This is a genomic window from Chachezhania antarctica (assembly GCF_003646465.1).
Lineage (GTDB): Bacteria > Pseudomonadota > Alphaproteobacteria > Rhodobacterales > Rhodobacteraceae > Chachezhania > Chachezhania antarctica.
In genome coordinates, this window is record NZ_QZEX01000002.1 from 662,127 (window position 1) to 686,705 (window position 24,579).

General features: G+C 65.7%; 24 protein-coding genes. 10 read left to right on the forward strand and 14 right to left on the reverse strand.

The window, feature by feature from the left end:
- The first annotated feature begins 56 nt into the window (after positions 1-56).
- A complete protein-coding gene (locus D4754_RS06815) occupies positions 57-1,871 on the forward strand; it encodes a M3 family oligoendopeptidase (RefSeq protein ID WP_121062143.1) in 1,815 nt (604 codons plus the stop codon).
- A 212-nt stretch (positions 1,872-2,083) separates the two neighbouring features.
- Here the strand turns inward: D4754_RS06815 and rpoH are convergent, their stop codons facing one another.
- Complete coding sequence (rpoH, locus tag D4754_RS06820; protein ID WP_121062144.1) at positions 2,084-2,980, reverse strand: RNA polymerase sigma factor RpoH; 897 nt, start codon at positions 2,978-2,980, stop codon at positions 2,084-2,086.
- Between the two features lie 149 nt (positions 2,981-3,129).
- Positions 3,130-4,158 (reverse strand): RluA family pseudouridine synthase, encoded by a 1,029-nt coding sequence (locus tag D4754_RS06825; RefSeq protein WP_121062145.1) that lies wholly within the window; start codon positions 4,156-4,158, stop codon positions 3,130-3,132.
- Here D4754_RS06825 and D4754_RS06830 point away from each other — a divergent pair.
- A complete protein-coding gene (locus D4754_RS06830; RefSeq protein ID WP_338031141.1) occupies positions 4,142-4,546 on the forward strand; it encodes a DUF6476 family protein in 405 nt (134 codons plus the stop codon). The two genes, D4754_RS06825 and D4754_RS06830, sit on opposite strands and share 17 nt — an antisense overlap.
- Positions 4,547-4,567: 21 nt before the next feature.
- Here D4754_RS06830 and D4754_RS06835 read toward each other — a convergent pair whose 3' ends face one another.
- The 3 genes from D4754_RS06835 to D4754_RS06845 form a co-directional block, all read right to left on the reverse strand.
- On the reverse strand, positions 4,568-4,825 hold the full coding sequence (locus tag D4754_RS06835; RefSeq protein ID WP_121062146.1) for a (2Fe-2S)-binding protein: 258 nt from the start codon (positions 4,823-4,825) through the stop codon (positions 4,568-4,570).
- 215 nt (positions 4,826-5,040) lie between these two features.
- Entirely contained in the window at positions 5,041-5,751 is a 711-nt protein-coding gene (locus D4754_RS06840; protein ID WP_121062147.1) for an FG-GAP repeat domain-containing protein, read from the reverse strand.
- A complete protein-coding gene (locus tag D4754_RS06845) occupies positions 5,751-6,074 on the reverse strand; it encodes a 2Fe-2S iron-sulfur cluster-binding protein (RefSeq protein WP_121062148.1) in 324 nt (107 codons plus the stop codon). Before D4754_RS06845 ends, D4754_RS06840 begins: the two co-directional genes overlap by 1 nt.
- 144 nt (positions 6,075-6,218) lie before the next feature.
- Between D4754_RS06845 and D4754_RS06850 the strand changes: the two genes are divergently transcribed.
- The 4 genes from D4754_RS06850 to D4754_RS24545 all read left to right on the forward strand — a co-directional run bounded on the left by D4754_RS06850 (position 6,219) and on the right by D4754_RS24545 (position 8,420).
- Entirely contained in the window at positions 6,219-6,671 is a 453-nt protein-coding gene (locus D4754_RS06850) for an OB-fold nucleic acid binding domain-containing protein (protein WP_420837200.1), read from the forward strand.
- A gap of 29 nt (positions 6,672-6,700) precedes the next feature.
- Entirely contained in the window at positions 6,701-7,216 is a 516-nt protein-coding gene (locus D4754_RS06855) for a peptidoglycan-binding domain-containing protein (protein ID WP_240453792.1), read from the forward strand.
- A 69-nt stretch (positions 7,217-7,285) separates the two neighbouring features.
- Entirely contained in the window at positions 7,286-7,960 is a 675-nt protein-coding gene (locus D4754_RS06860; RefSeq protein ID WP_121062151.1) for a Crp/Fnr family transcriptional regulator, read from the forward strand.
- 331 nt (positions 7,961-8,291) lie between these two features.
- Positions 8,292-8,420 (forward strand): hypothetical protein, encoded by a 129-nt coding sequence (locus D4754_RS24545; RefSeq protein ID WP_276208618.1) that lies wholly within the window; start codon positions 8,292-8,294, stop codon positions 8,418-8,420.
- A 301-nt stretch (positions 8,421-8,721) separates the two neighbouring features.
- Here the strand turns inward: D4754_RS24545 and D4754_RS06865 are convergent, their stop codons facing one another.
- The 5 genes from D4754_RS06865 to gor form a co-directional block, all read right to left on the reverse strand.
- Positions 8,722-10,230 carry a DegQ family serine endoprotease gene (locus D4754_RS06865; RefSeq protein ID WP_420837201.1) on the reverse strand — a complete coding sequence of 503 codons (1,509 nt, stop codon included), beginning with the start codon at positions 10,228-10,230 and terminating at the stop codon, positions 8,722-8,724.
- Between the two features lie 362 nt (positions 10,231-10,592).
- Positions 10,593-10,790 carry a DUF2065 family protein gene (locus D4754_RS06870; RefSeq protein ID WP_121062152.1) on the reverse strand — a complete coding sequence of 66 codons (198 nt, stop codon included), beginning with the start codon at positions 10,788-10,790 and terminating at the stop codon, positions 10,593-10,595.
- A 23-nt stretch (positions 10,791-10,813) separates the two neighbouring features.
- Positions 10,814-11,884 carry a protease modulator HflC gene (gene hflC, locus D4754_RS06875; protein WP_121062153.1) on the reverse strand — a complete coding sequence of 357 codons (1,071 nt, stop codon included), beginning with the start codon at positions 11,882-11,884 and terminating at the stop codon, positions 10,814-10,816.
- A complete protein-coding gene (gene hflK / locus D4754_RS06880) occupies positions 11,884-13,071 on the reverse strand; it encodes an FtsH protease activity modulator HflK (protein WP_121062154.1) in 1,188 nt (395 codons plus the stop codon). Before hflK ends, hflC begins: the two co-directional genes overlap by 1 nt.
- Before the next feature lie 124 nt (positions 13,072-13,195).
- Positions 13,196-14,548, reverse strand: a complete 1,353-nt coding sequence (gor, locus tag D4754_RS06885; protein WP_121062285.1) for a glutathione-disulfide reductase — start codon at positions 14,546-14,548, stop codon at positions 13,196-13,198.
- 236 nt (positions 14,549-14,784) lie between these two features.
- On the opposite strand from gor, the gene D4754_RS06890 reads away from it, so the two are divergent.
- From D4754_RS06890 to D4754_RS06905, 4 genes are all read left to right on the forward strand, one after another.
- Entirely contained in the window at positions 14,785-15,705 is a 921-nt protein-coding gene (locus tag D4754_RS06890) for a sulfite exporter TauE/SafE family protein (RefSeq protein WP_121062287.1), read from the forward strand.
- Positions 15,702-16,481, forward strand: coding sequence for a TIGR02186 family protein (locus tag D4754_RS06895; RefSeq protein ID WP_121062155.1), 780 nt, complete (start codon positions 15,702-15,704; stop codon positions 16,479-16,481). Before D4754_RS06890 ends, D4754_RS06895 begins: the two co-directional genes overlap by 4 nt.
- Before the next feature lie 252 nt (positions 16,482-16,733).
- Positions 16,734-17,216: a rhodanese-like domain-containing protein gene (locus D4754_RS06900; protein ID WP_240453779.1), complete on the forward strand. Its 483-nt coding sequence runs from the start codon at positions 16,734-16,736 to the stop codon at positions 17,214-17,216.
- Entirely contained in the window at positions 17,213-18,055 is an 843-nt protein-coding gene (locus tag D4754_RS06905) for a CE1 family esterase (RefSeq protein WP_121062157.1), read from the forward strand. Before D4754_RS06900 ends, D4754_RS06905 begins: the two co-directional genes overlap by 4 nt.
- 98 nt (positions 18,056-18,153) lie before the next feature.
- On the opposite strand, the gene mdoH is transcribed toward D4754_RS06905, so the two are convergent.
- From mdoH to D4754_RS06925, 4 genes are read right to left on the reverse strand one after another with little or no spacing between them, the layout of a single operon-like run.
- The gene (gene mdoH / locus D4754_RS06910) at positions 18,154-20,031 is read right to left on the reverse strand and encodes a glucans biosynthesis glucosyltransferase MdoH (RefSeq protein ID WP_121062288.1); all 1,878 of its coding nucleotides are present in this window, start codon (positions 20,029-20,031) and stop codon (positions 18,154-18,156) included.
- The gene (locus tag D4754_RS06915) at positions 20,028-21,542 is read right to left on the reverse strand and encodes an OpgD/OpgG family glucan biosynthesis protein (protein ID WP_121062158.1); all 1,515 of its coding nucleotides are present in this window, start codon (positions 21,540-21,542) and stop codon (positions 20,028-20,030) included. The genes mdoH and D4754_RS06915 overlap by 4 nt, the downstream gene beginning before the upstream one ends.
- Positions 21,539-22,777 carry an OpgC family protein gene (locus D4754_RS06920; protein ID WP_121062159.1) on the reverse strand — a complete coding sequence of 413 codons (1,239 nt, stop codon included), beginning with the start codon at positions 22,775-22,777 and terminating at the stop codon, positions 21,539-21,541. Before D4754_RS06920 ends, D4754_RS06915 begins: the two co-directional genes overlap by 4 nt.
- Before the next feature lie 41 nt (positions 22,778-22,818).
- Positions 22,819-24,189, reverse strand: coding sequence for a tetratricopeptide repeat protein (locus tag D4754_RS06925; protein ID WP_121062290.1), 1,371 nt, complete (start codon positions 24,187-24,189; stop codon positions 22,819-22,821).
- Positions 24,190-24,579 lie beyond the last annotated feature (390 nt).

Here is a 24,579-nt window from a genome sequence, read left to right on the forward strand (position 1 = left end):
GTGATCGCACGCCACGGGGCCTAGATCATGGGAAACGAACAAGCCCGAGGTTTCCCATGCTCCCGACACCGCTTCACGATGCCAATGCCAGCGCCGGCGCCAAGAACCTTGGCGATCTGCCGGAATGGGATTTGACCGATCTCTACAGCGGCGAAGACGCGCCAGAGCTGAAGCGCGATCTGGACTGGCTGGAAAAGGCCTGCGACGATTTCGCGGCCGATTACGAAGGCAAGCTGGCAGGCCTCGACGCCGACGCGCTGCTGGCCTGCATCCAGCGGCAGGAAGACATCAGCCGCATCGCCGGGCGGATCATGTCCTTTGCCGGGCTGCGCTACTACCAGCACACCACTGACGCAGGCCGCGCCAAGTTCCTGTCGGACCTGCAGGAGAAGATCACGAACTTCACCACGCCGCTTGTCTTCTTCAACCTCGAACTGAACCGCATCGACGAGGACAGTCTGAACGCCCTCTTGGCCGCCAATGACGACCTCGCCCGCTACCGGCCCATCTTCGACAACATCCGCGCGTTGCGCCCCTACCAGCTCTCCGACGAGATGGAGAAATTCCTCCATGATCTGGGCGTGGTGGGCGACGCGTGGGAGAAGCTGTTCGATGAAACCATCGCCGGCCTCTCCTTCGAGATCGACGGCGAGACCTACGGCATCGAAGGGACGCTGAATTTCCTGAACGACCCGGACCGCGAAAAGCGCGAGGCGGCGGCGCATGAACTGGCGCAGGTCTTCGGTGAGAACGTCAAAACCTTCGCCCGCATCCACAACACGCAGGCCAAGGAAAAGGAAATCGTCGACCGCTGGCGCAAGATGCCCACGGCGCAAACGGGCCGTCACCTGTCGAACCAGGTCGAACCCGAGGTGGTCGAGGCGTTGCGCGAGGCGGTGGTCAAGGCCTACCCCAAGCTGTCGCACCGCTATTACGAGCTGAAGCGCGGCTGGCTGGGGCTGGACCGGATGCAGGTCTGGGACCGCAACGCGCCGCTGCCGATGGAAGATCCCCGCACGATCCGCTGGGACGAGGCCGAGAAAACGGTGATGGAGGCCTATGGCGATTTCGACCCGAAGATGGCCGAGATCGCACAGCCGTTCTTCACCAAGGGCTGGATCGACGCCGGCGTGAAGCCCGGCAAGGCGCCCGGTGCCTTCGCCCATCCCACGGTGATGGACGTGCACCCTTACGTGCTGCTGAACTACCTGGGCAAACCGCGGGACGTGATGACGCTGGCGCATGAGCTGGGCCACGGCGTCCACCAGGTTCTGGCGGCGGAACAGGGTGAACTGCTGTCCTCCACCCCCCTGACGCTGGCCGAAACGGCCTCGGTCTTCGGCGAGATGCTGACCTTCCGCAAGCTCCTGTCCGGCGCCAAGACACCCGAACAGCGCAAGGTGATGCTGGCCGGCAAGGTCGAGGACATGATCAACACGGTCGTCCGCCAGATCGCCTTCTACGATTTCGAATGCAAACTGCACGACGCCCGCCGCGGCGGAGAGCTGACCCCCGAGGACATCAACGCGCTCTGGATGAGCGTTCAGGGCGAAAGCCTGGGCCCCGCCTTCGATTTCATGGACGGGTACGAGACCTTCTGGGCCTATATCCCCCACTTCGTGCATTCGCCCTTCTACGTCTACGCCTATGCGTTCGGCGACGGGCTCGTGAACGCGCTCTACTCGGTCTACGAGGAAGGCGATGCGGGCTTCCAGGAGAAGTACTTCGAAATGTTGAAAGCCGGCGGATCGAAGCGCCACAAGGAGTTGCTGGCCCCCTTCGGGCTCGATGCCTCGGACCCGGCGTTCTGGGACAAGGGCCTCGGCATGATCTCGGGCATGATCGACGAGCTGGAGGCGATGGAGAAGTAATAGCCCACGTGGGCTGACGCTTCATCGTTGGTCGGGGGCTCTGCCCCCGCCGCGCCCTTGGCGCGACTCCCCCGGAGGTATTTGGAAAGAGAAGAAAAACTCAGATTCGACGCCCGATACGAAGCGGGCCGTTCCAATAGGAGCGGCCACGGCCCCATTGACGGCGGAGCCGTCAATGGGGAGCATCGAATGCGCGCGCCGCTTGGGAACGGTTACGCGCTGGCGAGCATGCCTTTTTCGCCGGCCAGGTCGCGCATCTTCTTCTGCAGCTTTTCGAAGGCGCGGACCTCGATCTGGCGGATGCGCTCGCGGCTCACGTCGTATTGGCCCGACAGTTCTTCGAGCGTGACCGGCTGATCGGCCAGGCGGCGCTGGGTCAGGATATCCTTCTCGCGGTCGTTCAACACCTCGAGCGCCTGGGCCAGCATCTCGCGGCGGGCGGTCAACTCGTCCTTCGCCTCGTAATCGCTGGCCTGGTCGGCGTCTTCATCCTCCAGCCAGTCCTGCCACTGCATGGCACTTTCGCCTTCGGTGCCCACCGTCGCGTTCAACGAGGCATCGCCGCCCGACATCCGGCGGTTCATCGAGATCACTTCCGTTTCGGTCACGCCCAGATCGGTCGCGATCCGTTTGACGTTGTCCGGGTGCAGATCGCCTTCTTCCAGCGCGCCGATGCGGGCCTTGGCCTTGCGCAGATTGAAGAACAGCTTCTTCTGCGCCGAGGTCGTGCCGAGCTTCACCAGGCTCCAGGACCGCAGGATGTATTCCTGGATCGAGGCGCGGATCCACCACATCGCGTAGGTCGCAAGGCGGAAACCTTTTTCGGGATCGAAACGCTTGACCGCCTGCATCAGGCCCACATTCGCTTCGGAAATGACTTCGGCCTGCGGCAGGCCGTAGCCGCGGTAGCCCATGGCGATCTTGGCCGCGAGCCGGAGGTGCGAGGTGACCATCTGGTGGGCCGCCTCCGTGTCCTGCTCCTCGACCCAGCGCTTGGCCAGCATGTATTCTTGCTCCGGTTCCAGCAGCGGGAACTTCCGGATTTCCTGAAGATACCGGTTCAGCCCCCCTTCAGGGGTCGGCGCCGGCAGGTTGGCATAATTGGCCATCTGGGGTATGTCCCTCCGAATGTAACAGGACTTAACATATGATTTAGGGCGCTTTTGAGCCACTGCAAGACCTGGGCCAGCAGTATGTCCGCTTTCCGATTTCGCAGAAAGGCCGGAGCCTGTGCGCTCACGCGCATGTGCGGTTCATGTCAAGGCTGGCGCAGCGCGTCCAACAGGTCAACCATGTCCTGCGGCAAGGGTGACCGGAACGTTAACAATTCACCGGTCACCGGGTGTTCGAATCCCAGCAGCCCGGCATGCAGCGCCTGCCGCGAAAAGGCACCGATCGCTTCGGCGGCCCTGTCGCCCAGTTTCAGGCGACTGGCCCGCCGCGCCCCTCCGTAGAGCGGGTCGCCGATCAGCCCGTGCCCGGCATGGGCCATGTGCACGCGGATCTGGTGCGTGCGGCCCGTCTCAAGCCGGCAGGTCACCAGGGCCGCGGCGGCCGGAGACCCGAACTGTTCTTCCACCACGACCCGCGTCACCGCGCGCCGCCCGCCGGACTTCAGCACCGTCTGGCGCTGCCGATCCGTGCGGTGACGACCCAGCTCGGTCGCGATCCGGATCGTCCCGCCGGGTTCGAACCCTACCCCTGCCACGCCGCGCAGCCGGGGATCGCCGGGATCGGGTGCGCCGTAGCAGACGGCACCGTAGGCCCGGTCGGCGGTATGGGCCGCGAATTGCGCCGCGAGCCCGTGATGCGCCGCATCCGACTTGGCCACGACCAGGAGGCCGCTCGTGTCCTTGTCGATCCGGTGCACGATGCCGGGGCGCTTCACGCCGCCGACTCCGGAAAGATCATCGCCGCAATGGGCCAGCAGCGCGTTCACCAGCGTGCCCGACGGGGTGCCGGGCGCAGGGTGGACCACCATGCCTGCGGGCTTGTCGACGACGATCAGGTCGTTGTCTTCATAAACCACCGAGATCGGGATTGGTTCCGGGCCGATGTGGGAAACTTCGGCTTCTTCCACCGTGATCTCGACCAGTGCGCCCTCTTCCACCCTTGCCTTCGGGTCGCCAGCCACGGCACCATCCACGCGGACAGAGCCGTCGGCGATCAGGCGGGCCAGGCGCGTGCGAGACAGCGCGGCCTGCTCTGGCACATCGCGCGCCAGGGCCTTATCGAGACGGGACGGTGGATCGGCCGCAATGGCGAAATGAATGGAACGGGCGCTCATGGGGGACAAGGACGGACAGTTGCAGGGAACGGGTGCGCAGGAAACGCCCCCGGCAGACACCCCCGATGCCGCATGGGACGCCGGGGACCACGCCGGTCCGGGGGTGGAGATCGCCTCCTTACGCTTCCTGCGAAGGCTTGTCACGGGGCTGACGGCGGTGATGATCGCGGGCATGGTGATCCTGATCGCGCTGTTCGTGACGCGCTTCCCGTCGAACGACACGGCCCTGCCCGATGCGATCACCTTGCCCGATGGCACGACGGCCACGGCTTTCACGGTCGGGTCCGGCTGGTACGCTGTGGTGACGGGGGACGACCGGATCCTGATCTACGACCGCAATACGGGCGATCTGCGTCAGACCGTCCGGATCAAAACCGAAACCGACTGACCCGCTGGCCTTGCGCTGACCCTAGCGCGCGGCCTTCTTTTCGGCTTCGGCGCCCGGCGCCTCGCGCAGGTTCTGCAGCACCGCGGGCACCTTGAAGTTCGGGTTGGACCGCATGGTCGACACGAACAGCGACACGCAGCCACCGCAATCGGCCTTCTTGCCAAGCGCGTGGTAGATCTTGCCGACGGTGATGATCGTGTCAGGGTCCGAGGCGCGCATCCAGTCGATGGCTGACATGATGTCACGATCGCTGACCTGGGTGCAGTGACAGATGATCATGGCGGCAAGCCCTTCGCTTCCGGTTGTCGTGCCGGCGGCAAGGCGGTTCGCCTGCCGGATGCACTGTCTGGGGTGGTCCTGGCTGTCCGTCCGAATCTGGCGGCTGGCTCGCGACTGCTCAATACTTACTAAAACAATCGGATATAGCAAACCCTCTTCACATCGCATTTTCGCGATTGGTGGATCCTTGCTTCATTTGTGGGCAGAGCGCGGGTTCAGCGACAGGCCAGCACGGCGTCCATTTGCGACGGTCCGTGGTTGAGGGCCGTGGCGACGGGGCGCCCGCCCTCCAGGTGCACAAGCACGATGTTGCGCCAGCCGGAATCGAGCAGCACCAGTTCGGGCCGCGCACCGCAGGTGCGCAGGCCGCCCGCGATCTCCGGATCACCGATGCGGTGGTTGGTAACGCCGGTGACGGTGGCCACCGGCTCCAGCTTGCCATTGCGAAAACGCAGGATCTTGAGTTCCCGGGCCAGATGCGGCCGGTCGACATAGGCGATTTCGACGAAGCCGTCGCCATCCATGTCCCCCGCCCCCGAGGGCGCCAGCCAGCGATTGGCGCGACCGATATGGGGGGTGGCGGCGATCTTGCCGGTCTCGTCGTAGATGGCGAGCTGCGCGCCAAGGGAGACGTCAGTCTCAACGACGATCACTTCCACGTCGCCATCCCCATCGACATCGACAAGGCGCGGGGCGGTATCTTCGAACACGCGGCTTTCGGGCAGCAGCAGCGTGCTGCGCACGGATGCGTCGCCATCGCGCGAGGTCAGTTCCAGCGCGCCCCATTCGACGGCATCGCCCAGCACGCCATGGGCGTAGCGGGTGGTCGGTTCGGTATAGTGGGCCGACACGATATCGGCCCGGGCGGCGCCCGCAAGCGCCGCGGCAGAGCAGAGGACCGCGGCGAGCTGCGCGGCCCCACGCATCAGATCTGCTTTTCGGGCATCTGCACGACAAGGCCGTCCAGCGCGTCGGACACGCGCAGCTGGCAGGTCAGGCGCGACCGGGTTTCATCGGGTTCGTACGCGAAATCCAGCATGTCGGCTTCCATGTCGTCCTTCTCGGGCAGCTTCTCCACCCAGTCGGGGGCGACGTAGACATGGCAGGTCGAACAGGCGCAGGCGCCGCCGCAATCTGCCTCGATCCCGGGGATGTTGTTGTCGCGCGCGCCTTCCATCACGGTCAGCCCGTTCGGGACGTCGACCACGTGCTCGGTTCCGTTATGCTCGATATAGGTGATTTTCGCCATGTTCCGTGGGCTCCGTTCGGTCATCGGCAGTCTGTGTAACGGGGGCTTGGGCGCCATGCCAGCCTCTTTTGCCCATGAGGCACGGACGACGCACCGGCATTGGACACAAGGCTCATATGTTCCTATAATGTTCCCATGCGTGTCATGTCTTCCAACTCATATTCCATCGAACGGCCCGGCGAACCGCCCCATTGGCCACGCCCGCCCTCGTGCATCACGGCCGCCCAGCTGGACCTGCCGCCCGAAGGCGCGCGGGTGACGGTGGCGGGGCTGGTGATCCTGCGCCAGCGTCCCGGCACCGCGAAGGGGGTGATCTTCGTCACGCTGGAGGACGAGACCGGCGTGGTGAACATCGTCGTCTGGCGGACGATCTACGAAACCTTCCGCCGCGCCGTGATCGCCGGGCGGCTGCTGCGTGTCACGGGCCGGATCCAGCGGGCGCATAACGTCGTCCACGTGATCGCCGAGGATGTCGAGGATCTGTCGCCGCTCCTTGACACGCTGGTCCAGCCACCGGAAGAGGACAAGGACCGGGCCCACTGGCAGGACTTGGCGCAGGGGCCGCCCCGCCGCCAGGGTGCGGGCCGGCGGGGGTAACAGGTGCAGGTGGGAACAGGTTGAAGACCGTGCGCGCAAAATCCGGGGTGATGGCGCTTGCCGGGATGCTTGCGGCCTGCCAGCCATTCATCCCCCCCTACGACGACACGAACGACCCGGCCCGCGCGCCCAAGGCGACCTGCATCACCACCTACACCCGCCCCGCCGTGATCAGAACGGAAACGGTCCAGACCCTTCTGCGCCCGGCCCGGCCCGCGGCCGATGGCACAGCGGCGCAAGAGGCCCGGTACAAGACCACCAGCCGCCAGGTGATCGTGCAAAAGCGCGAGACGCGCCCCGTCGACACCCCCTGCCCCGACACCATGACGCCCGACTACATCGCCAGCCTGCAACGCGCGCTGAAGATCCGCGGGCTCTACACGGGGGCCGCGACCGGTACGCTGGATGCCGACACCCGCGCCGCCATCCGCGCCTACCAGCGCCCGCGGGGCATGGACTGGGACGTCCTGACGCTTCAGACCGCGCAATCGCTGGGCCTGTCGGCGGTCCCGCGGGACGGCAGCGGGCGCACACCAAACAATTGACCGCATCCCGCCCGGCGGCCAAACTGTCCGAAACGGGCCGTAGGCCACCGAACACCGGGGGGAACGGTCATGTCGCAACGGGTCTTGCCGCAGACGGGCTTCTTGTCCGACGCCTCCGACCAGCTGAAATCCATGCTGAACGCGCTGGCGACCGAGGTCGCCCTGAAACCCGGCGAGGTGCTTTTTGAACAGGGCAACATCGGCGATGCCTTCTATGCCGTGCTGACCGGTGCGCTTGAAATCAGCGTGCTGTCCCAGGACGGCCGCAAGCTGGTGCTGGCGCTGATCCGCCCCGGCAGCCTGTTCGGAGAGATCGCGCTGTTCGATCCCGGCCCCCGCACCGCGACCCTGTCGGCGGTCGAGCCCAGTACCGTCCTCAGGGTCCGCAATGCGGATGTGCTGGCCCGGATCCGCGAGACTCCGGACCTGGCCGTCGACATGATCACGCTGGCCGGGCAGCGGATGCGCGCGATGAACACGCAATACAGCGAACAGGTCTTCCTCGCCCTCCAGCCCCGGCTGGCCCGCAAGATCCTGGCGCTGACCGCCGATCTGGCCACGCCCACCGACCCCCTGCGCCTGAACCAGTCGCAGTTCGCCGATTTCGTCGGCGCCACGCGCGAGGCGGTATCGAAAACCCTGTCGGAATGGAAACGGCTGGGCGTGATCGAGGCCAGCCGCGCCGGGCTGATAGTCGTGGACCGGCCGGCGCTGGAAACGCTGGCCTGTCTCGACCGGATCTGACGGCAAGACCCATTGTCTGAAACCGGGTAGAACCCCCTGGGGCGGAACGGTGCGTGAAGACCCCGCACCCTACAGGCCAAGGTTCCCGCGACGGTGATCGCCTTCCGACGGTCGGTAGGGTGCGTGGTCTCCACGCACCGCCCCGGTGGACGCAATCCCCGACATATCCCCTGTCATTCTTGACATTCGGTGACCCGCCATGGGCGCCGTTCGCAAAAAACTTCGGAAAAACTTTCGCTCTGTGAACCAGTTCACATCGCGGGCGGCGGGAATCGGGCAGTTTGGGTTCAAGACGGGGCAACGGCCCCACACACCCAAAGGAGAGCCCAGCATGATGTACCCCCGCCTGCACTGCCCGATCACCGGCACCGCCCCGTTCGCGGCGCCGACCTCGGATACCTTTCGGGTGATCGCCGGCTGGATCGCCGCCCAGAACACCCGCTTCCGCCGCAGCACGTAAGGCGAGGATACCAGAGCCCGGTCCTGAACCGGAACGCTCTCCCCAACGCTTCCCGGTCCATTCTGCCCATCCCCGGGCCGGGAACGGACGGTCGGTCATCGCCTCACGATGGCCGGCCGTCATGGAAGATCCGGGGCGGCATGTATCTGCCCCCCGAACACCGTCCCGGGTCTTCCACTATCTGCCGAACCGGCCGCGCCAATCCCCCTCGGTGCAGGCCGAAACTCAAAACCCCCACATGCAGTTGCATGCGGGGGTTTTTTTGTCCGGAGCCGGGCGGGACACGCCCGGAACGTCGATCTTACTCGGCGTCGTCTTTCGGCTCTTCTTCTTCGAGCGACAGCGCGACGAAGCGCGGTTCCGCGTTGCGGCGGACCAGAAGCAGGATCGACTTGCGGCCCGCTTCTTCCGCGCCGGCGATACGCTCCTGGAAACCGTCGAGCGTTTCGACCTTCTGCTGGCCTGCCTCGGTGATCAGGTCACCGGCGCGAAGACCCTTTTCGAACGCCTGGCTCATCTCGTCGACCGACAGGATCACCAGCCCGGACGAATCTTCGGGAAGGCTCATTTCCTCGCGCATGGTCTGCGTCAGCGGGCGCAGGGTCAGGCCAAGGACGTCCAGTTCCTCTTCCGGGGCGGCGTCTTCGTCCTGTTGCAGGGCAACAGGTGTGCCTTCGGCCTCTTCCCGGCGGCCCAGCGTGACCTTGACGTCCTGCATGGCGCCATCGCGGAAGATCTTCACGCGGACCGTCTTGCCGACGGTGGCGCTGCCAACCTCGCGGACCAGTTCACGCGTGTCCGTCACCGGTTCGCCGTCGAAGGCCAGGATCACGTCGCCCGATTTCAGCCCGGCCTCCTTCGCAGGACCGTCCGGCACATCGGTGATCAGCGCGCCTTCGGCCGCGTCGAGACCCATCGCCTCGGCCACGTCATCGGTCACGTCCTGGATACGGACACCCAGCCAGCCACGGCGGGTTTCGCCGAATTCACGCAGCTGGTCGACGACCTTGGTCACGACGTTGGATGCCATCGAGAAGCCGATCCCGATCGAACCGCCATTGGGCGACAGGATCGCGGTGTTCACGCCGATCACGTCGCCGTCCATGTCGAACAGCGGCCCGCCCGAGTTGCCGCGGTTGATGGCGGCGTCGGTCTGGATGTAATCGTCATAGGTGCCGCTCAGCGCGCGGTTGCGGGCCGAAACGATCCCGACGGACGCCGAGAAGCCCTGCCCCAGCGGGTTGCCCATGGCCAGAACCCAGTCGCCCACGCGGGCGGCATCGCTGTCGCCGAACTTGACGAAGCCCAGCGGCTCGTCGCTTTCGACCTTCAGCAGCGCGATGTCGGTCTTGGGATCGGTGCCCACCAGCGTTGCCGGCAGCTCCTCGCCCGAGAAGAACTCGACCAGGATTTCGTCCGCGCCTTCGATGACGTGGTTGTTGGTGACGACATAGCCGTCTTCCGAGATCACGAAGCCGGAGCCAAGGGCCGACGACCGGCGCGGCCGGCGTTCCTCGCCCTCGGGCTGGTTGCGGTCGCGGAAGTCGCGGAACAGGTCCTCGAAGGGGGAGCCTTCGGGCACGATCCCCTGCGGGCCGGTGGGCCGTTCGACCATCGTGGTGGTGGTGATGTTGACGACCGACGGGCTGACCTTCTCGGTCAGCGGCGCCAGGCTTTCAGGTTTCGCCTGAGCGTAGGCGACCTGAAGGGCCAGGAACAGAAGCGTCACCGCGCCGAGCAGCACGGCCCGGGCCGAAAGCCTGCGCGCTTCAGGTTGGACGTCTGGGAAAGGAATTGCCTGTAGCTGCAATGGAGCTCTCCTTGGTGGACATGTTTTTGAGTGCCTTGGGACGTGGGCCGGTGAGTGGTCCCGCCCGTCCGGTATGAGTGCATCCTAGTGACATCTCCGTCACAGGCAAAGCAAGACACGAGAGGGTTAACCAGATGTGACTGGACTGTGAGAGATTGTAATAAAACGCGTTTCGACGGCGGATCTCTGCCGTTCCATCCCGCGAATCAGCCAACATGGGCTTACAACGCCCTTTGGGAAGGATCGCGCCCGGGGCGGCAAGGAGGATCCCGGACCGGGATCCGACGGGGTGGGCGGGCGGGCCGCGCCGGGCGCGATCCGGCGGCGACACGTTCGGCACGGGGAAAAATGAAAAGGGCGGGTCAGAACCCGCCCAGTAGATCCGCCAGCCAGATCAGGATCAGGCCCAGCACGCAGGCCAGAAGCCCGGCCTGCGGCCGGGCGGGCTCGGGCAGGGTGCGCAAGATTTCAAGCATCCGCTCCACCATCCCGGGCGCCATGGCCCAGACCAGCCCTTCGATCAGAAGGACCAGCCCGAGCCCGAGAAGGAGCCACGCCATGCCCGGCTCCTCTCAGGGACCGCTCAGTCCGATCCGTCGGTAGCCGCGTCGTCGGACGGGGCTGCCGTATCATCCGTTGCGGGGGCTTCCGGCGTCTGCCGGATCGTCACTCCCGAATTCGCTTCGCCCGTCACACCGGGATCGGCACCCGTGTCCGAAGTCTCCTCGAACTCGATCCCGGCCGGCGCGGCCAGGGCATCGGCCTCGGCTTCGGGCATCGTCTCGCCCGGACGCAGGGGCGATTTCAGATAGACGAAGAAATCGCTGTCCGGCGTCAGGACCATCTGCGAGTTGGTGCCCAGAAGCGACCGTTCATAGGCCCGCAGCGAGCGGTAGAACTCGAAGAAATCCGCGTCCTGCCCGAAGGCCTGAGCGAAAATCGCGTTCCGGCGGGCATCCGATTCACCGCGGATGATGTCCGATTGCCGCTGCGCGTCCGACACCAGTTCGACCACCGTCCGGTCGGCCTGGGCGCGCACACGCTGCGCCGCCTCGTTACCACGGGCGCGTTCGTCGGTCGCTTCTCGTTCGCGTTCCGCCCGCATCCGGTCGAAGGTGGCCTGAAGGTTCTGGCGCGGCAGGTCGGTGGCCTTCAGACGCACGTCGACGATGTCGACACCCAGGTCGCGGGCATCGTTGATCGCGCCGTCACGGATCCGGAGCATCATCGCCGCCCGGTCCGAGCTCAGGATGTCATCCGAGGTGACCGACCCGAGGATCTCCCGGGTCTGGGCCCGCAGGATGCTGTCGATCCGCGATTCGGCAGTCGAGATCCCGCCGGGACCCACCGCTTCGCGGAACTGTTCGACATTGTCGATCCGGTAGCGTGCGAAGGCGTCGACCACCAGGCGGCGGTCGTCGAGAGGCGTGACTTCCAGCGGCTGCACGTCGATCGACAGGATCCGGTCGTCATAGCGGACGACTTGCTGGATGAAGGGCAATTTGAAGGCCAGCCCGGGATCGTTCCGGACGTCGACGACCCGGCCGAATTGCAGCACCAGCGCCCGCTGGCGTTCGTCGACGATGTAGATCGACGACAGCAGCAGCACCACGATCACGACGATGGCGGGAAGGATGAATGTCGATTTGCGCATCAGTTCGACTCCTGCTGACGGTTACGACGCAGCTCGTTCAGCGGCAGATAGGGCAACACGCCCTGCCCGCCCGAACCGCCGCCGGTGACACCGCTGTCGAGGATGATCTTGTCCACGTTGGTCATGACCTCTTCCATCGTCTCGAGATAGAGACGTTTCCGCGTCACTTCCGGCGCCTTGCGGTATTCTTCCAGAACCGAAACGAAGCGGCTTGCCTCACCTTCGGCCTGGTTGATCTGCTGGGCGCGATAACCTTCCGCTTCTTCCAGGATCTGCGCGGCTTCACCGCGCGCTTCGGCGAGAACCCGGTTGGCGTAGGCGTCGGCCACGTTCTGCAGGCGGTCACGTTCCTGCGAGGCGGCCTGAACGTCGCGGAAGGCGTCGATCACCGTTTCCGGTGGGTCGGCGCGGTCGAAGTTCACCCGGATGATGTTCACGCCGGAGTTATAGCTGTCGAGCGTCTGCTGGATCAGCTCTTTCAGCCGCGCGGCGATGGCGCCCCGGTCCCGGTTAAGGATCGGCGCCAGCTGCGATTGCGCGATGATCTCGCGCATGGCCGATTCCGACACGGCCCGGATCGTCGGGCGCGGGTCACGCAGGTTGAACAGGTATTCGGCCGGGTCCTTGATGTTCCAGACGACCTGGAAATCGATGTCGACGACGTTTTCGTCGCCCGTCAGCATCAGGCCCGAATTGGTGCTGCCCGTGTTGCCCATGTCTTCGGTCTGTTCCCGGGTGACCGGGATGACCTCGTAGGACACGAAGGGCCACGGCGCGATGTTCAGACCGGGCATGCCGATGTCCGAGAACCGGCCAAGGAACAGTTCCACCGATTGTTCTTCGGGCTTCACCGTGTAGACGCTGGCCCAGAGCCACAGGAACGCACCGACCAGAAGGCCGATGATCACCATGCCGCGGGTCACCAGCGGACCGCCGCCATCGCCGCCACTCCCGGTGCCGCCGCCGCGATTGCCACCGCCGCGGCCGCCCATCAGGACGCGCAGCTGATCCTGGCCTTTCTTGACGAGTTCCTCGATCTCGGGGATCTGGGGACCGTCTTCGGGACGTCGGCCACCGCCGCCGCCCCTGTTGCCCGAACCGTTCTGACCCTGATCGCCACCGTTGCCCCGTGGCCCGCTGCCACCGGATCCACCGCCGCCCCATGGGCCGCCGCTGTTGCCCGCCATATCTTTCTTTCCCTCCGCTCGCCGCCTCCGGTCAATGTCCGGATCGGCTGTCCTTTGGCCTACTACCTGTGCGGCAGACCGTGGAAATCAACCCTTACACGCCAACGGGCCGCAGGCCCTGGCCTCAGCGCACAGGCGCGCGCATTGTCACAAGCTCTTCCGACATCGTGGGGTGAACTGCAACCGTCCGGTCGAAATCTTCCTTGGTTGCCCCCATCTTCACTGCGATCCCGGCCATCTGTATCAGCTCTCCGGCCTGCGGCGCCACGATGTGGCAGCCCAGCACCTTCCGCGTCGCCTTCGACACGACGAGCTTCATCAGAACCTTGTCCGCCCGGTCGATGAACGATGTCTGCATCGGCCGGAACGAGGTCGAATAGATCTCGACCTCTTCCTGCTTCTTCGCCTCTTCCTCGGTCAAGCCCACCGTCCCCAGCTCGGGCTGGGTGAAAACGGCACTGGGGATCAGCTCGTGATCCACCGGCGTCGGGTTGCCCCGGAAGACCGTCTCAACAAAGGCCATGCCTTCGCGAATCGCGACCGGGGTCAGGTTCACCCGGTTGGTCACATCGCCGATAGCATAGATCGACGGCACCTTGGTCTGGGAATATGCGTCGACGACGATCTCTCCGTAACGGCCCAGCTCGACGCCGACCTCTTCCAGCCCCATGTCGTGGGTGTTCGGGCTGCGCCCTGTGGCGAACATGACCTTTTCATAGACCATTTCCGCCCCGTTCGTGTCCTTGACCAGCACCCCGCCATAGCCGTCCGACAGTTCGGCCACGTTGGTTCCGGTGCGGATGTCGATGCCCTTGCGGCGCATCTCCTCGGCAACAAGATCGCGGGCCTCGTCATCGAAGCCCCGCAGGATCTGATCGCCGCGGTAGAACAGCGTCACGTTCGCGCCCATGCCTTTCAGGATGCAGGCGAATTCGCAGGCGATAAAACCGCCGCCGACAATCAGGATGTTGTTCGGCAGGGCATCCATGTGGAAGATATCGTCCGACACCAGCCCCAGTTCGGCACCCGGCACATCGGGGCGCACCGGGCGGCCGCCTGCCGCGATCAGGATATGCTTGGCCGTGACCGTCTGCCCCGTGCTCAGCTCCACCGTATGCGGATCCTTGATCCGGGCCCGCGCATCGAAGGTTTCCACCCCCGGCCCCGCCAAGAGCTTGCGGTAGATCCCTTCCAGCCGGTCAAGCTCCCCCGCCAGCCGCGCATGGAAAGCCTTCCAGTCCAGCCCGCCGGCCTCGACCGTCCAGCCGTATTCGCGCGCGTCTTCCATCATGCCGGGAAAGGCCGACGCGAAGACCATGAGCTTTTTCGGCACGCACCCCCGGATCACGCAGGTGCCGCCATAGCGGTCCATCTCCGCCAGGCCCACCTTGGCGCCGGTCTCGCCCGCGGCCACGCGCGCCGCGCGCACCCCGCCCGAGCCGCCGCCGATCACGAAAAGGTCATAGTCGAATGCCATCTGCGCGTCCCTGTTCCCGTCACATTTCATGCCGTTGCCCATCGGGGCCGTCACTTTCTGACGGCTTCGCCGCCGGATGTCACGCCCCGAAGCCTCACGAATCCGGAATGTCCGTGGCACGGGCGCGGGCCCGTCACGGATGCCGCGGCATACTGCACCGGATCGCAACGACACGTTTGCCGTTACGGTGCGATTGAGCCGTTGCAACACGTGCTGCGGCGCAGCTAGGTTTGACCATGCAGATCTACCTCCCGATTGCAGAAGTCTCGGTCAATGCCTTCCTCGTCCTTGGGCTGGGCGGGATGGTGGGTGTCCTGTCCGGCATGTTCGGCGTGGGCGGCGGCTTCCTGATCACGCCGCTTCTGTTCTTCATCGGCGTGCCGCCCCCGGTCGCTGTTGCCACCGGCGCCAACCAGATCGTCGCCTCGTCCTTCTCGGGCCTCTTGGCGCATCTCCAGCGCAAGACGGTGGATCTGAAGATGGGCACCGTCCTGCTTGTGGGCGGGCTGATCGGCGCGGCCGTCGGGGTCTACATCTTCAACTACCTGCGCAGTCTGGGTCAGGTCGATCTGCTGGTCCGGCTGACCTACGTGCTGTTTTTGGGCATCGTGGGCACCTTGATGTTCATCGAAAGCATCGTGGCGCTCAGGCGCTCGCGCCGCGCGCCGGTCCGGACGGAACGCAAGCACCGGACCTGGATCCACGCCCTGCCCTTCAAGATGCGCTTCCGGACCTCGGCGCTTTACATTTCCGTGATCCCGCCGATCCTCGTCGGCCTGCTCGTGGGTGTTCTGGCCGCGATCATGGGCGTTGGCGGCGGCTTCATCATGGTGCCCGCGATGATCTATCTGCTGGGGATGCCCACGAAGGTCGTGGTGGGCACGTCGCTCTTCCAGATCATCTTCGTGACCGGCTTCACAACGCTTCTGCACGCCACGACCAACTACACGGTCGACGTGGTTCTGGCGGTCCTGTTGCTGGTGGGCGGTGTCATCGGCGCGCAGTTCGGCACCACGCTGGGCCTGAAGCTGAAGGCCGAACAATTGCGCATCCTGCTGGCGCTTCTCGTCATGCTGGTCTGCGGCAAGCTGGCGCTCGATCTTCTCCTTCAACCGTCCGAGCTTTATTCCCTCGCCAAAGCCGGGGTGGCCAGATGATCGCGCGCGCCCTTCTTGGTCTTGTCGTGGCCCTCTGGTCCGGCGCTGCCCTGGCGCAGGAAGAACCGCTGGAAGAAGTGGTGCTGGGCCTCAGCCGCGACCGGGTGGCGATCACGACGCAGTTCGACGGCTCGGAGATCCTCGTCTTCGGCGCGGTCAAGCGTGAAGCCCCGATGCCCCCCGATCCGCCGCTCGAGGTCATCGTGACCGTTTCCGGCCCGTCGGCGCCCGTGCTCGTCCGCAAGAAGGCGCGCCGGTTCGGCATCTGGGTCAACACCCAGGCCGTGCTCGTCGATGCGGCTCCCAGCTTCTATGCCGTGGCCACCACCGCCCCCCTGGACGAGATCCTGAGCGAAACCGAGGACCTGCGCTGGAAGATCTCGATCGACCGCGCCATCCGCTCGGTCGGCGCCCCGTCCGAGATTACCGAGGCCGCGCGCTTCACCGAAGCCCTGATCCGCATCCGCGAGGAAAAGGATCTCTACCAGATGCGTGAAGGCAAGGTGGCACTGGATCAGAGCACGCTGTTCCGCACCGCGCTGGCCATGCCATCGGACCTGACCGAAGGCGCCTACGACATCCGCATCTTCCTGACGCGCGGCCGCGACGTGGTGTCCAGCTACACGACGGTGATCGACGTCAACAAGGTCGGGCTGGAACGGTTCCTGTTCGACCTGTCCCGCGCGCAGCCGCTGGTCTACGGGCTGATGTCGCTGGCCATCGCCATCGCCGCCGGGTGGGGCGCCTCGGCCGCGTTCCGCCTGCTGCGGCGTTGAGATACGGGCCCGCGCCCTGACATATTGTTGATCTCACGTGCCCCTCGCAGGACGCCGGACGCCCGCATCCCCATGCTACGAAGGGCACATGTGCGACTCGCTCCCCAAGATCCCCGGCGCGCCAGCGCCGATCGCGCCCGACCCGGTCCGGAGCATGCCGCAGGCATGCGACGGGGGCGGGCGGGTGGGCCGGCGAGGGCGCGATCCCCGTCGGTATCCCCCGGTGGCGCGCCAGCCCGGAACGCTCCGGACGTGACGGATCCCTCTGCCCTCACGCGCCGAGCGATGCTGGGCGCCGCCATGGCCGTGTCCGTCACCGGTGCCACAGCCTATGGTCTCCACCGCTGGCGCCTGATCCCGCAGGATCACGACGCCCGCCGCATCGACCCGGCCCAGGCTCATTCCGAAAGCGCCGCCGGAGACATCCACCTCATCGACATTCGTCGCCCCGACGAATGGCAGCGCACCGGCATCGCCGCGTCCGCCATCCCGATCGACATGCGCCGCGACGATTTCATCGCCGCGCTCGACCGGGCCACCGGTGGCGACCGGTCAGCCCCCATCGCCCTCATCTGCGCCGCCGGCGTCCGGTCGGCCCGGATGACGGCCCAGCTCTCAAAGGCCGGCTTCACCGGTATCACCGACATCCCCGAAGGCATGTCCGGCTCGGCTGCCGGGCCGGGCTGGCTGAAGCGCGACCTGCCCGTCATCCCCTGGACTCAGGACACCCAATGACCGAACCCCGATACCTGATCGCCGCCCTAGGCGCCCTGATTGCCGGCCCCGCCGCTGCGGATTGCGGTCCCACGCCCGGCCCCTGCATCCTGGACGACGGCGAATACCACATCGCCCTGCCCGACAGCCCTGCCGAGGGTCCCGTTCCGGCGATCCTCTACCTTCACGGTGCCGGAAGCCACGGCGCGGCGGTGATGCGCAACACCGGGCTGGTCGATTCCGTGACCGACCGCGGCTATGCACTCATCGCCCCCACCGGTTCCCGCGGGTTCGGCTCGGGCGAAGGACGCCTCTGGGCATTTATCCCTGATTTTGGCGATGGACGGGACGAGACGGACTTCCTCGCCCGCGTCTCGGCAGACGCCGGCGCCCGCTTCGGCATCGACCCGGACCGCACGATGCTGTCGGGGTTTTCGGCCGGCGGCTTCATGGTGACCTACATCGCCTGCGACACGCCCGATGCCTTCCCCGCCTACGCGCCCATCGCGGGTGGTTTCTGGCGGCCGCACCCGGATCGGTGCGCGGGGCCGGTGAAGCTCCACCATACCCATGGCTGGACAGACGCCACGGTGCCGCTCGAAGGCCGCTACCTGCGGAACGGCCAGTGGCAGCAAGGGGATATCTTCGCCGGTCTGGAAATCTTCCGCGCGTCCAACGCCTGCCCCACCGAAACGGCCGACAGCTTCGATATGACCGAACCCTTCTGGCGCCGAAGCTGGACGGTCTGCGCAGACGGATCGGCGCTCGAACTCGCGCTTCATCCCGGGGGCCACATGATACCGCCGGGATGGGCCGACATGGCCATCGACTGGTTCGAAGCGCACATGCCCGAAAGCTGAGCCCGGACCGCGCCCGCTGGCGGCAAGGAGGATCGCGGAACGCGATCCGACGAGGGTGGGCGGGCGGGCCGCCAGCGGGCGCGGCCCGGGCGGGACGCCTATTCCGCCGGCTGCACGACTGCCGGACGTTCCAGCATGGCCTTCAGCTCACCGCGATAGATCCGAGCCGTGCGGGTGACGGCCGGTTCGCGATAATCCTCGCGCGTGCCCATCCACGACCGGGCGCGCCCGGCCAGCGACAGGCCGCTCAGCGCCGAGAGCGGGATGGCCAGCGCAAGGCTGATCGCGATCGGGATCAACCACGGTGTTACCACGCCGATCAGGATGCCCAGCGTCAGGGCCACGCCGCTGACAGTTTCCAGCGCGTGGCAGATCGCAAGCGTCCGCAACCCGTATTGCCCGCCGTCGCGCGCCTGAGGGGCCCAGCCCTGCTGCAGCCCGAACACGATCCGGAAGACGGCGATCATCTGCTGCACCATCAGGATCGGCGCATAAAGGATCGAAAGAATGATCTCCGACACCAGCGCCAGGCCGAACCGACCAGCCCCGCCAAATGCACCGAAGCTCGCGCCCGACAGCGGCACCGCCACGATGCCCAGAAGCTTGGGCGCCAGCAGCATCGCGTACATCAGCACGATGATCAGCACGTGCCGGCCCTCAGTCATCTCGGGCCAGACCGGACGCAGGGGGTTCGTCTCGCTGAAATAGCTCAGCACGCTCGCCTCTTCGCTCGGGCCGATCAGCGCCCACATCAGAAGAAGCGCGAACCAGATCGGGGACATGAGGTAACCGATCGCCCCGTTGAACAGGTGGAAGCGCGACATGCCGCGGAACCCGCGCGTCGCCAGAAGGTTCAGGTGCTGCAGGTTGCCCTGGCACCAGCGCCGGTCGCGGCGGATGTGATCGATCAGCGTGGCGGGCGTTTCCTCGTAGGAACCCTTGATCCGCGGCAGGAACCGGACCGACCAGCCGGCCCGGCGCAAAAGCCCCGCCTCGACGAAATCGTGGCTCATGATCAGCGCCGTCCGTCCGCCGCGTCTCTGCAGGTGCGGCAGCCCGGCCGAGGCCGCGAAGGCCCGCGTGCGGATGATCGCGTTGTGGCCCCAGTAGTTGCCCTCGCCCCCGCTCCAGCTTGCCACGCCTTCCGCCAGTGCGGCGCCGTAGACGCCGTTGGCGAATTGCTGCATCCGGCCGAAGACGCTGTGCGCCCCGATCAACTGAGGGAAGGACTGGATCAGCCCCGCGCCCGGGTCGGCCGCCAGCGCATCGCTCAGACGCACGATCGCACGGCCCGTCATCAGGCTGTCGGCATCCAGCACCAGCATCGCGTCCCAGGCGCCGCCCCAGCCGCGCACCCAGTCGGCAATGTTGCCGACCTTGCGGTCCGTGTTCTCGGCCCGCCGACGATAGTAGAGCTGCGCGCCTTCGGGCAGGGTCGCGCGCACGGCCTCGACCGCCGCCTGTTCGGAGACGGCAATCGCCTCGTCCCGCGTGTCGGACAGGATGAAGAGCGCGTATTCATGCCCCCCGCCCCGCCGGCGCAGTTCCTCCAGCATCGACCGCGCGTTGCCCAGAATGTACCACGGCACCTCGTTGTAGACCGGCATCAGCAGCGCGACCTTCAGCGGCCGGGCCGGGCCTTGCGGGGCCGGCATCGCCTCTTTGCGCGTCAGGCGGAACAGGCCCAGCAGGACGGTGCTGACGGTCAGGCTGATCCAGAAGAAGTTGAAGGCGATCAGCGTCACCAGCCCGGTTTCCATCGCCGCCATGCCGTCGTCGCCGAACCAGCCCACCATCAGCCACACCAAGCCCGCCGTCGCCGCCAGCGCCGGACCGAAGGCCAGAAGCCGCCAGAGCACAGCTGTACGGGGCACGTCGCCAAGGGGCGCCGCCCCGTCGCGGAAAACGGACTGGAAGTTCTGTGCCGGCATCTCCAACGGAGACGCGTCAGGCATCACGCAAAGATCTCGGGTCACGATGTCCACCGATAAAGCCAGATTTCAGAGATATTTTCCCCGTTTCGACGCAACTGCGCGCGCATTTCTGCGGCCGTCCGGTCACCGGGTTCGTATGAGAACGCCAGACGCAAGCCCCCTGTCACGGGGTTGCGCTGAAGAATTGGCGGGTTGAGTTCGATATGGGGAGAGGAGACGTGAATGTCTATGTCCTCCAGATCACCTTCGTGCATCGGGTGCGGTTCGAACTCGATCACGGCAAGCTGCTTGCCGTCGAAATCCCTTCCCATGAGCGTGTTGGCCACCCGCGGCAGACCGCCTTCGCCAGGCGCCTTCCGGCCCCAGGTCAAGCGGTAGGACAGATCGGTACGGGACCCGGCCGCCAACGGTTCGGTCGGGCGCCAGTAGGCAACGATGTTGTCGTAGATCTCGCGATCTGCCGGAATCTCCACCAGCCGCACCACGCCCGCGCCCCAATCCCCCATGGGTTCGACCCAGAGAGAGGGGCGATTGTGATAAAGCGCCTCGAAATCGGCGAAATCGTCCAGATCGCGGGCGCGTTGCATAAGGCCGAACCCTTTCGGGTTTTCGTCCACGAAGGACGACACCTGCAATTCGCGCGGGTTGGACAGCGGCCGCCAGATCGTCTCGCCCACGCCGTTCTTCATCAACAGCCCGTCGCTGTCGTGAACCGCGGGGCGGAAATCGTCGAAGCGCGACCGGTCCTTTTCGTCGAACAGGAACATCGAGGTCAGGGGCGCGATGCCCACATGCTCCAGATCCTCGCGCGGGAACAGCGTCGCCTGAATGTCTATCACCGCCGCCTCGCCGGGCGAGATGTCGAACCGGTAGGCGCCGGAGACGGATGGGCTGTCCAGAAGCGCATGCACGACGACGTCGCGCTGTTCCGCATCGGGCCGTTCGATCCAGAAATGGGTGAAGTCCGGGAACTCCTCGCCTTCCGGGTCGCCGGTGTTCAACGCGAGGCCACGGGCCGACAGGCCATAGGTCTGGCCCACGCCGATGGCGCGGAAGTAGCTGGCCCCCTGGAAAACGGCGTATTCCGTCTTCTTGCCGGGAACATCGAGGAAGGTCCGCAGCCGCAGGCCGGAATAGCCCAGCGTCTCGTCGACCGGCAGGTCGGGAAGCGCCACGTGGTCGTAGATCTTGAACTTGTCCATCTCGAACGGCACCGGCAGGGCCATGCCATTCATGACCTCGAACACCTGAACCGACCGCGGGAAGTAAAGCCCGGGCGCGAAGAAATCGACCTCGTAGGACGACGGGCTTTCCCGCCACATCGCCTTCTTGGTGTCGAACTGCATCGCCCGGTACTGATCGTAGGTCAGCGTCTGCCATGCCTCGGGCACCATCGGCCGGGCCTTGTACCTCTTCTTGGAAAGCGCCTCGGCCAACGCGATGACCTGCTCGTGCGAGAACGGCTCGCCCTCCGCATGCGCACGTCGCGAAAATGCCGGCTGCGCGGCAGCCGCCGCCAGCGCGGCCATGAAGACGCGTCGTGTTACAGTCATGCCTTGCGCCCCCGCCAAGGTTGGGATTTGAACCAGCTGGCCAGATAGGCCACGCCTATTAACAACCCAAATCCGATTAAGTTCCCTGCCGTTACAACCGCGAAGGAACGCCCCAGCTGATCGAACGTCATGCCGATCAGCTGGGCGATGGCCATCGAGAACACGAAAACCGCCAAGGACTGCTGCCCGACCTTAACGATCTGCACCATCAGCCAGCGCCAGATGCGCGCGCCGAAACCGTCGCCCGTGGCGTGCAAACGATGCCCGCCATCACCCACGGCCGCGTACGCCAGGTACGCTATGGCCAGGAAATGCAGGTATCTGAGCAACCCGAACTCGGTCTTGTCGCGCAGTTCGGCCGTCAGCGGATAGGTCGACCGGATCCAGTCGCCCAGGCCCTGGTGGCCCGCTTCGACCCACAGGAAAACCTTCCACGCTCCGAAGGGCGCGCCAAGGATCAGGAAGGCGATCGACAGCCAGATCAGGCCGGCGGAAATCCGCGGGGCCGGCAGCCATCCGCGCATGAAAGCGAAACCGGTGAAGAACAGAAGCTGCCAGGCGAACGGGTTGAAGAACCACTGCCTGTCCGACCATGGCTCGGCCGGAAGGGGAAACATGCCGAAATTCGCGGCCAGCCAGATCGCGACGGATGTCGCCATCGCAGCCGCTACGCCAACACGCATGACGATGAACATCAGAACAGGCATCAATGCCAGAACACCCAGATACATCGGCAAAATGTCGAAGTAATTCGGCACATATGTCAGCGTGAAGAGCGCTACAATATTCTTCTCGGGCGCTTCGAAGAAATGTTGGAGGTTCAGGGCGTCGACATAGCTCTTGTCGAAGTTCGCATAAAGGTCGATCGCGGCCATCGACATGGCAACAAAGAAGAAAAGCCCGATATGCGCCCAGTAGACCTGCCAGAGGCGATAGGCAGTCCGGGCCGTGCCCATCGCCCATCCGCGGTTCAGAAACGCCCCGCCGAAGGCAATGGCCGAGGCCATGCCGGAACAGAAGACGAAGATTTCGGTCGCGTCCGAGAATCCGAATCGGGCGGGGATCCAGTTGGCCCACGGGTCGTAGGGAATATGCGCGATCAGAATGATGAACATCGCGATGCCGCGCGCCACGTCCAGGCGCAAGTCACGGGTGGTGACAGTCGCGGTTTCAGCGGGTCTGCCCGGGGATCGTGGGACCGTAGCGAAATCTCGATCGGGGGTAGCAGAGGTCATGGGCAGTTGTCCGGCCATTTTTAGTGTTGTCTGTGGCCAGTTTACTCTGCGGGGACACGCTGCCGCGTTGCGGCATCGCGTCCTGACGCGATCAGTGCGCGGCGCGCCGCCGAATAGCCATCCTCGTGCCCGCCCCGGTTGCGGCGGCGGTCGTCCAGCAGCGTCTCGGTCGCGTCCAGCAGGCCTGCGCGCAGGCCCGCGTCGATGGTGATGCGTTCGAAAACGTCCCGCTGGGCATGGCTTCCGCCTGCCAGTTGCATCGTCTCCCGCGCGCGCACCAGATGCCCGAAAGCGTCGGCATAGTTTCCGTCGCCGAAAGCCTCCAGGCCCAGGGCGGCCGGCACGCCGGGCTGCGCCATCCGCCGCGACATCACGCAGTCCGCGCGGTTCGCATCGCTGTGGAGGCGGCCCAGCAGATCGGCCACCGCGCCATCGCGCCCGCCTCGGGTCAGCGCCATCAGGTAATGCAGGTCGGCGAAGATCAGGCAGCCGTCCTCGGTCCGTTCCGCGCTCAGGTCCGCCAGTTCATCCCAACGGGCGCCCACATCCACGCCGTTCAGTTCCAGCCGCATCAGCAGCGACGTGGCGTTCGAGATATCGCGGTGATCGTCGGTCCGGTCCTTGCGGATCTCGCGGTCGTAAAGCTCCAGCACCGTCTCGGTTCGGCCCAGGTCCAGCAGCATCAGCGCCTTGTGCCACGACACGTGGTAGCGAAAATTGTTGCAATGCGCCCAGGCGGCCTCGCGCCCGGACAGCCAGTCGAGCCCGCGCGACGCGTTCCCGGTCATGTCATGGACATGCGCCACCGCATGCAGGCCCCATGCATCGTCGCTTGCCATCCAGAGCGCCTGTCGACCGGCGATCTCGGCCTGCAGGTAGGCGCCGGTTTCCTCCAGCGCGAAGGCCTGGCAGCCCAGCAGGTAGCCGCGCCCGGGGTGATCCGGCGCATAAGCCGGCAGGACCCGTTCGATCGACGCACGCATCCCCGGCCCGTCCCCCAGCACGAACCGGATCGCGTGACCCAGTTTCATCGCCAGCGTGTCGTCGGGCTGCAAGGTCAGCACCCCCTCGAACCGCTCGACCGCTTTCTCCGGCCGGTCCGCCATCCAGTCGGCCAGCGCCTCGATATAGGGGGCCTCGTTGGGCAAAGGCGCCGTCCGCGCCGCCGCCGCCCGCGCGTTGCGCAGCGCGTCGCCGGCATCGGCGATCAGTTCGCGGCGGCCCAGCAGAAGCAGGAACAGCCCCTTGATCGCATGGGCCTTGGCAAAATCCGGTTCGGCATCCAGAACCGCCGCCAGATAGGCGGGCGTCGCGGCGGCATGAGACAGGAACCCCCGCAGCACCCCGTTCCAGTTCTCAAGGGATGTGCCCGAAGGCAGGCTGACAGGTTGCCAGAAGATATCGTGTTCCATGCCGTTTCCCGCCTTGGGTTTCGTCCGCGCCAAACAGGCGTTTCATTTATTGCGTAGCAGACGGAGCCCTTGGCCGAAGACCCTATCGACCACGCTCGCGTATTGGTGAAGCGCTGTGTGCGGTGGCTCGCCAATATCTCGGGGAACCGGCGCCATTTCGCGCATACTGGAAACATTCTCGGGGGCGAAAAATCCACGCCGGGCAATGCGATGCCGACAGCAGCGCCGGTTTCAGGCGGTTTTTCGCCCCTCCGGACTGCGCAGTTTCACACAACAAGCGAATCGCGCGTGCGCACATGAAACTCTCGCTAAGGGAGAGCCACGCGCCCGGGCGTCCAGGCTGGAAACGCCCAGGTTTCAAGCCGCAGGGAGCGCGGGCGGGCCGCCCGC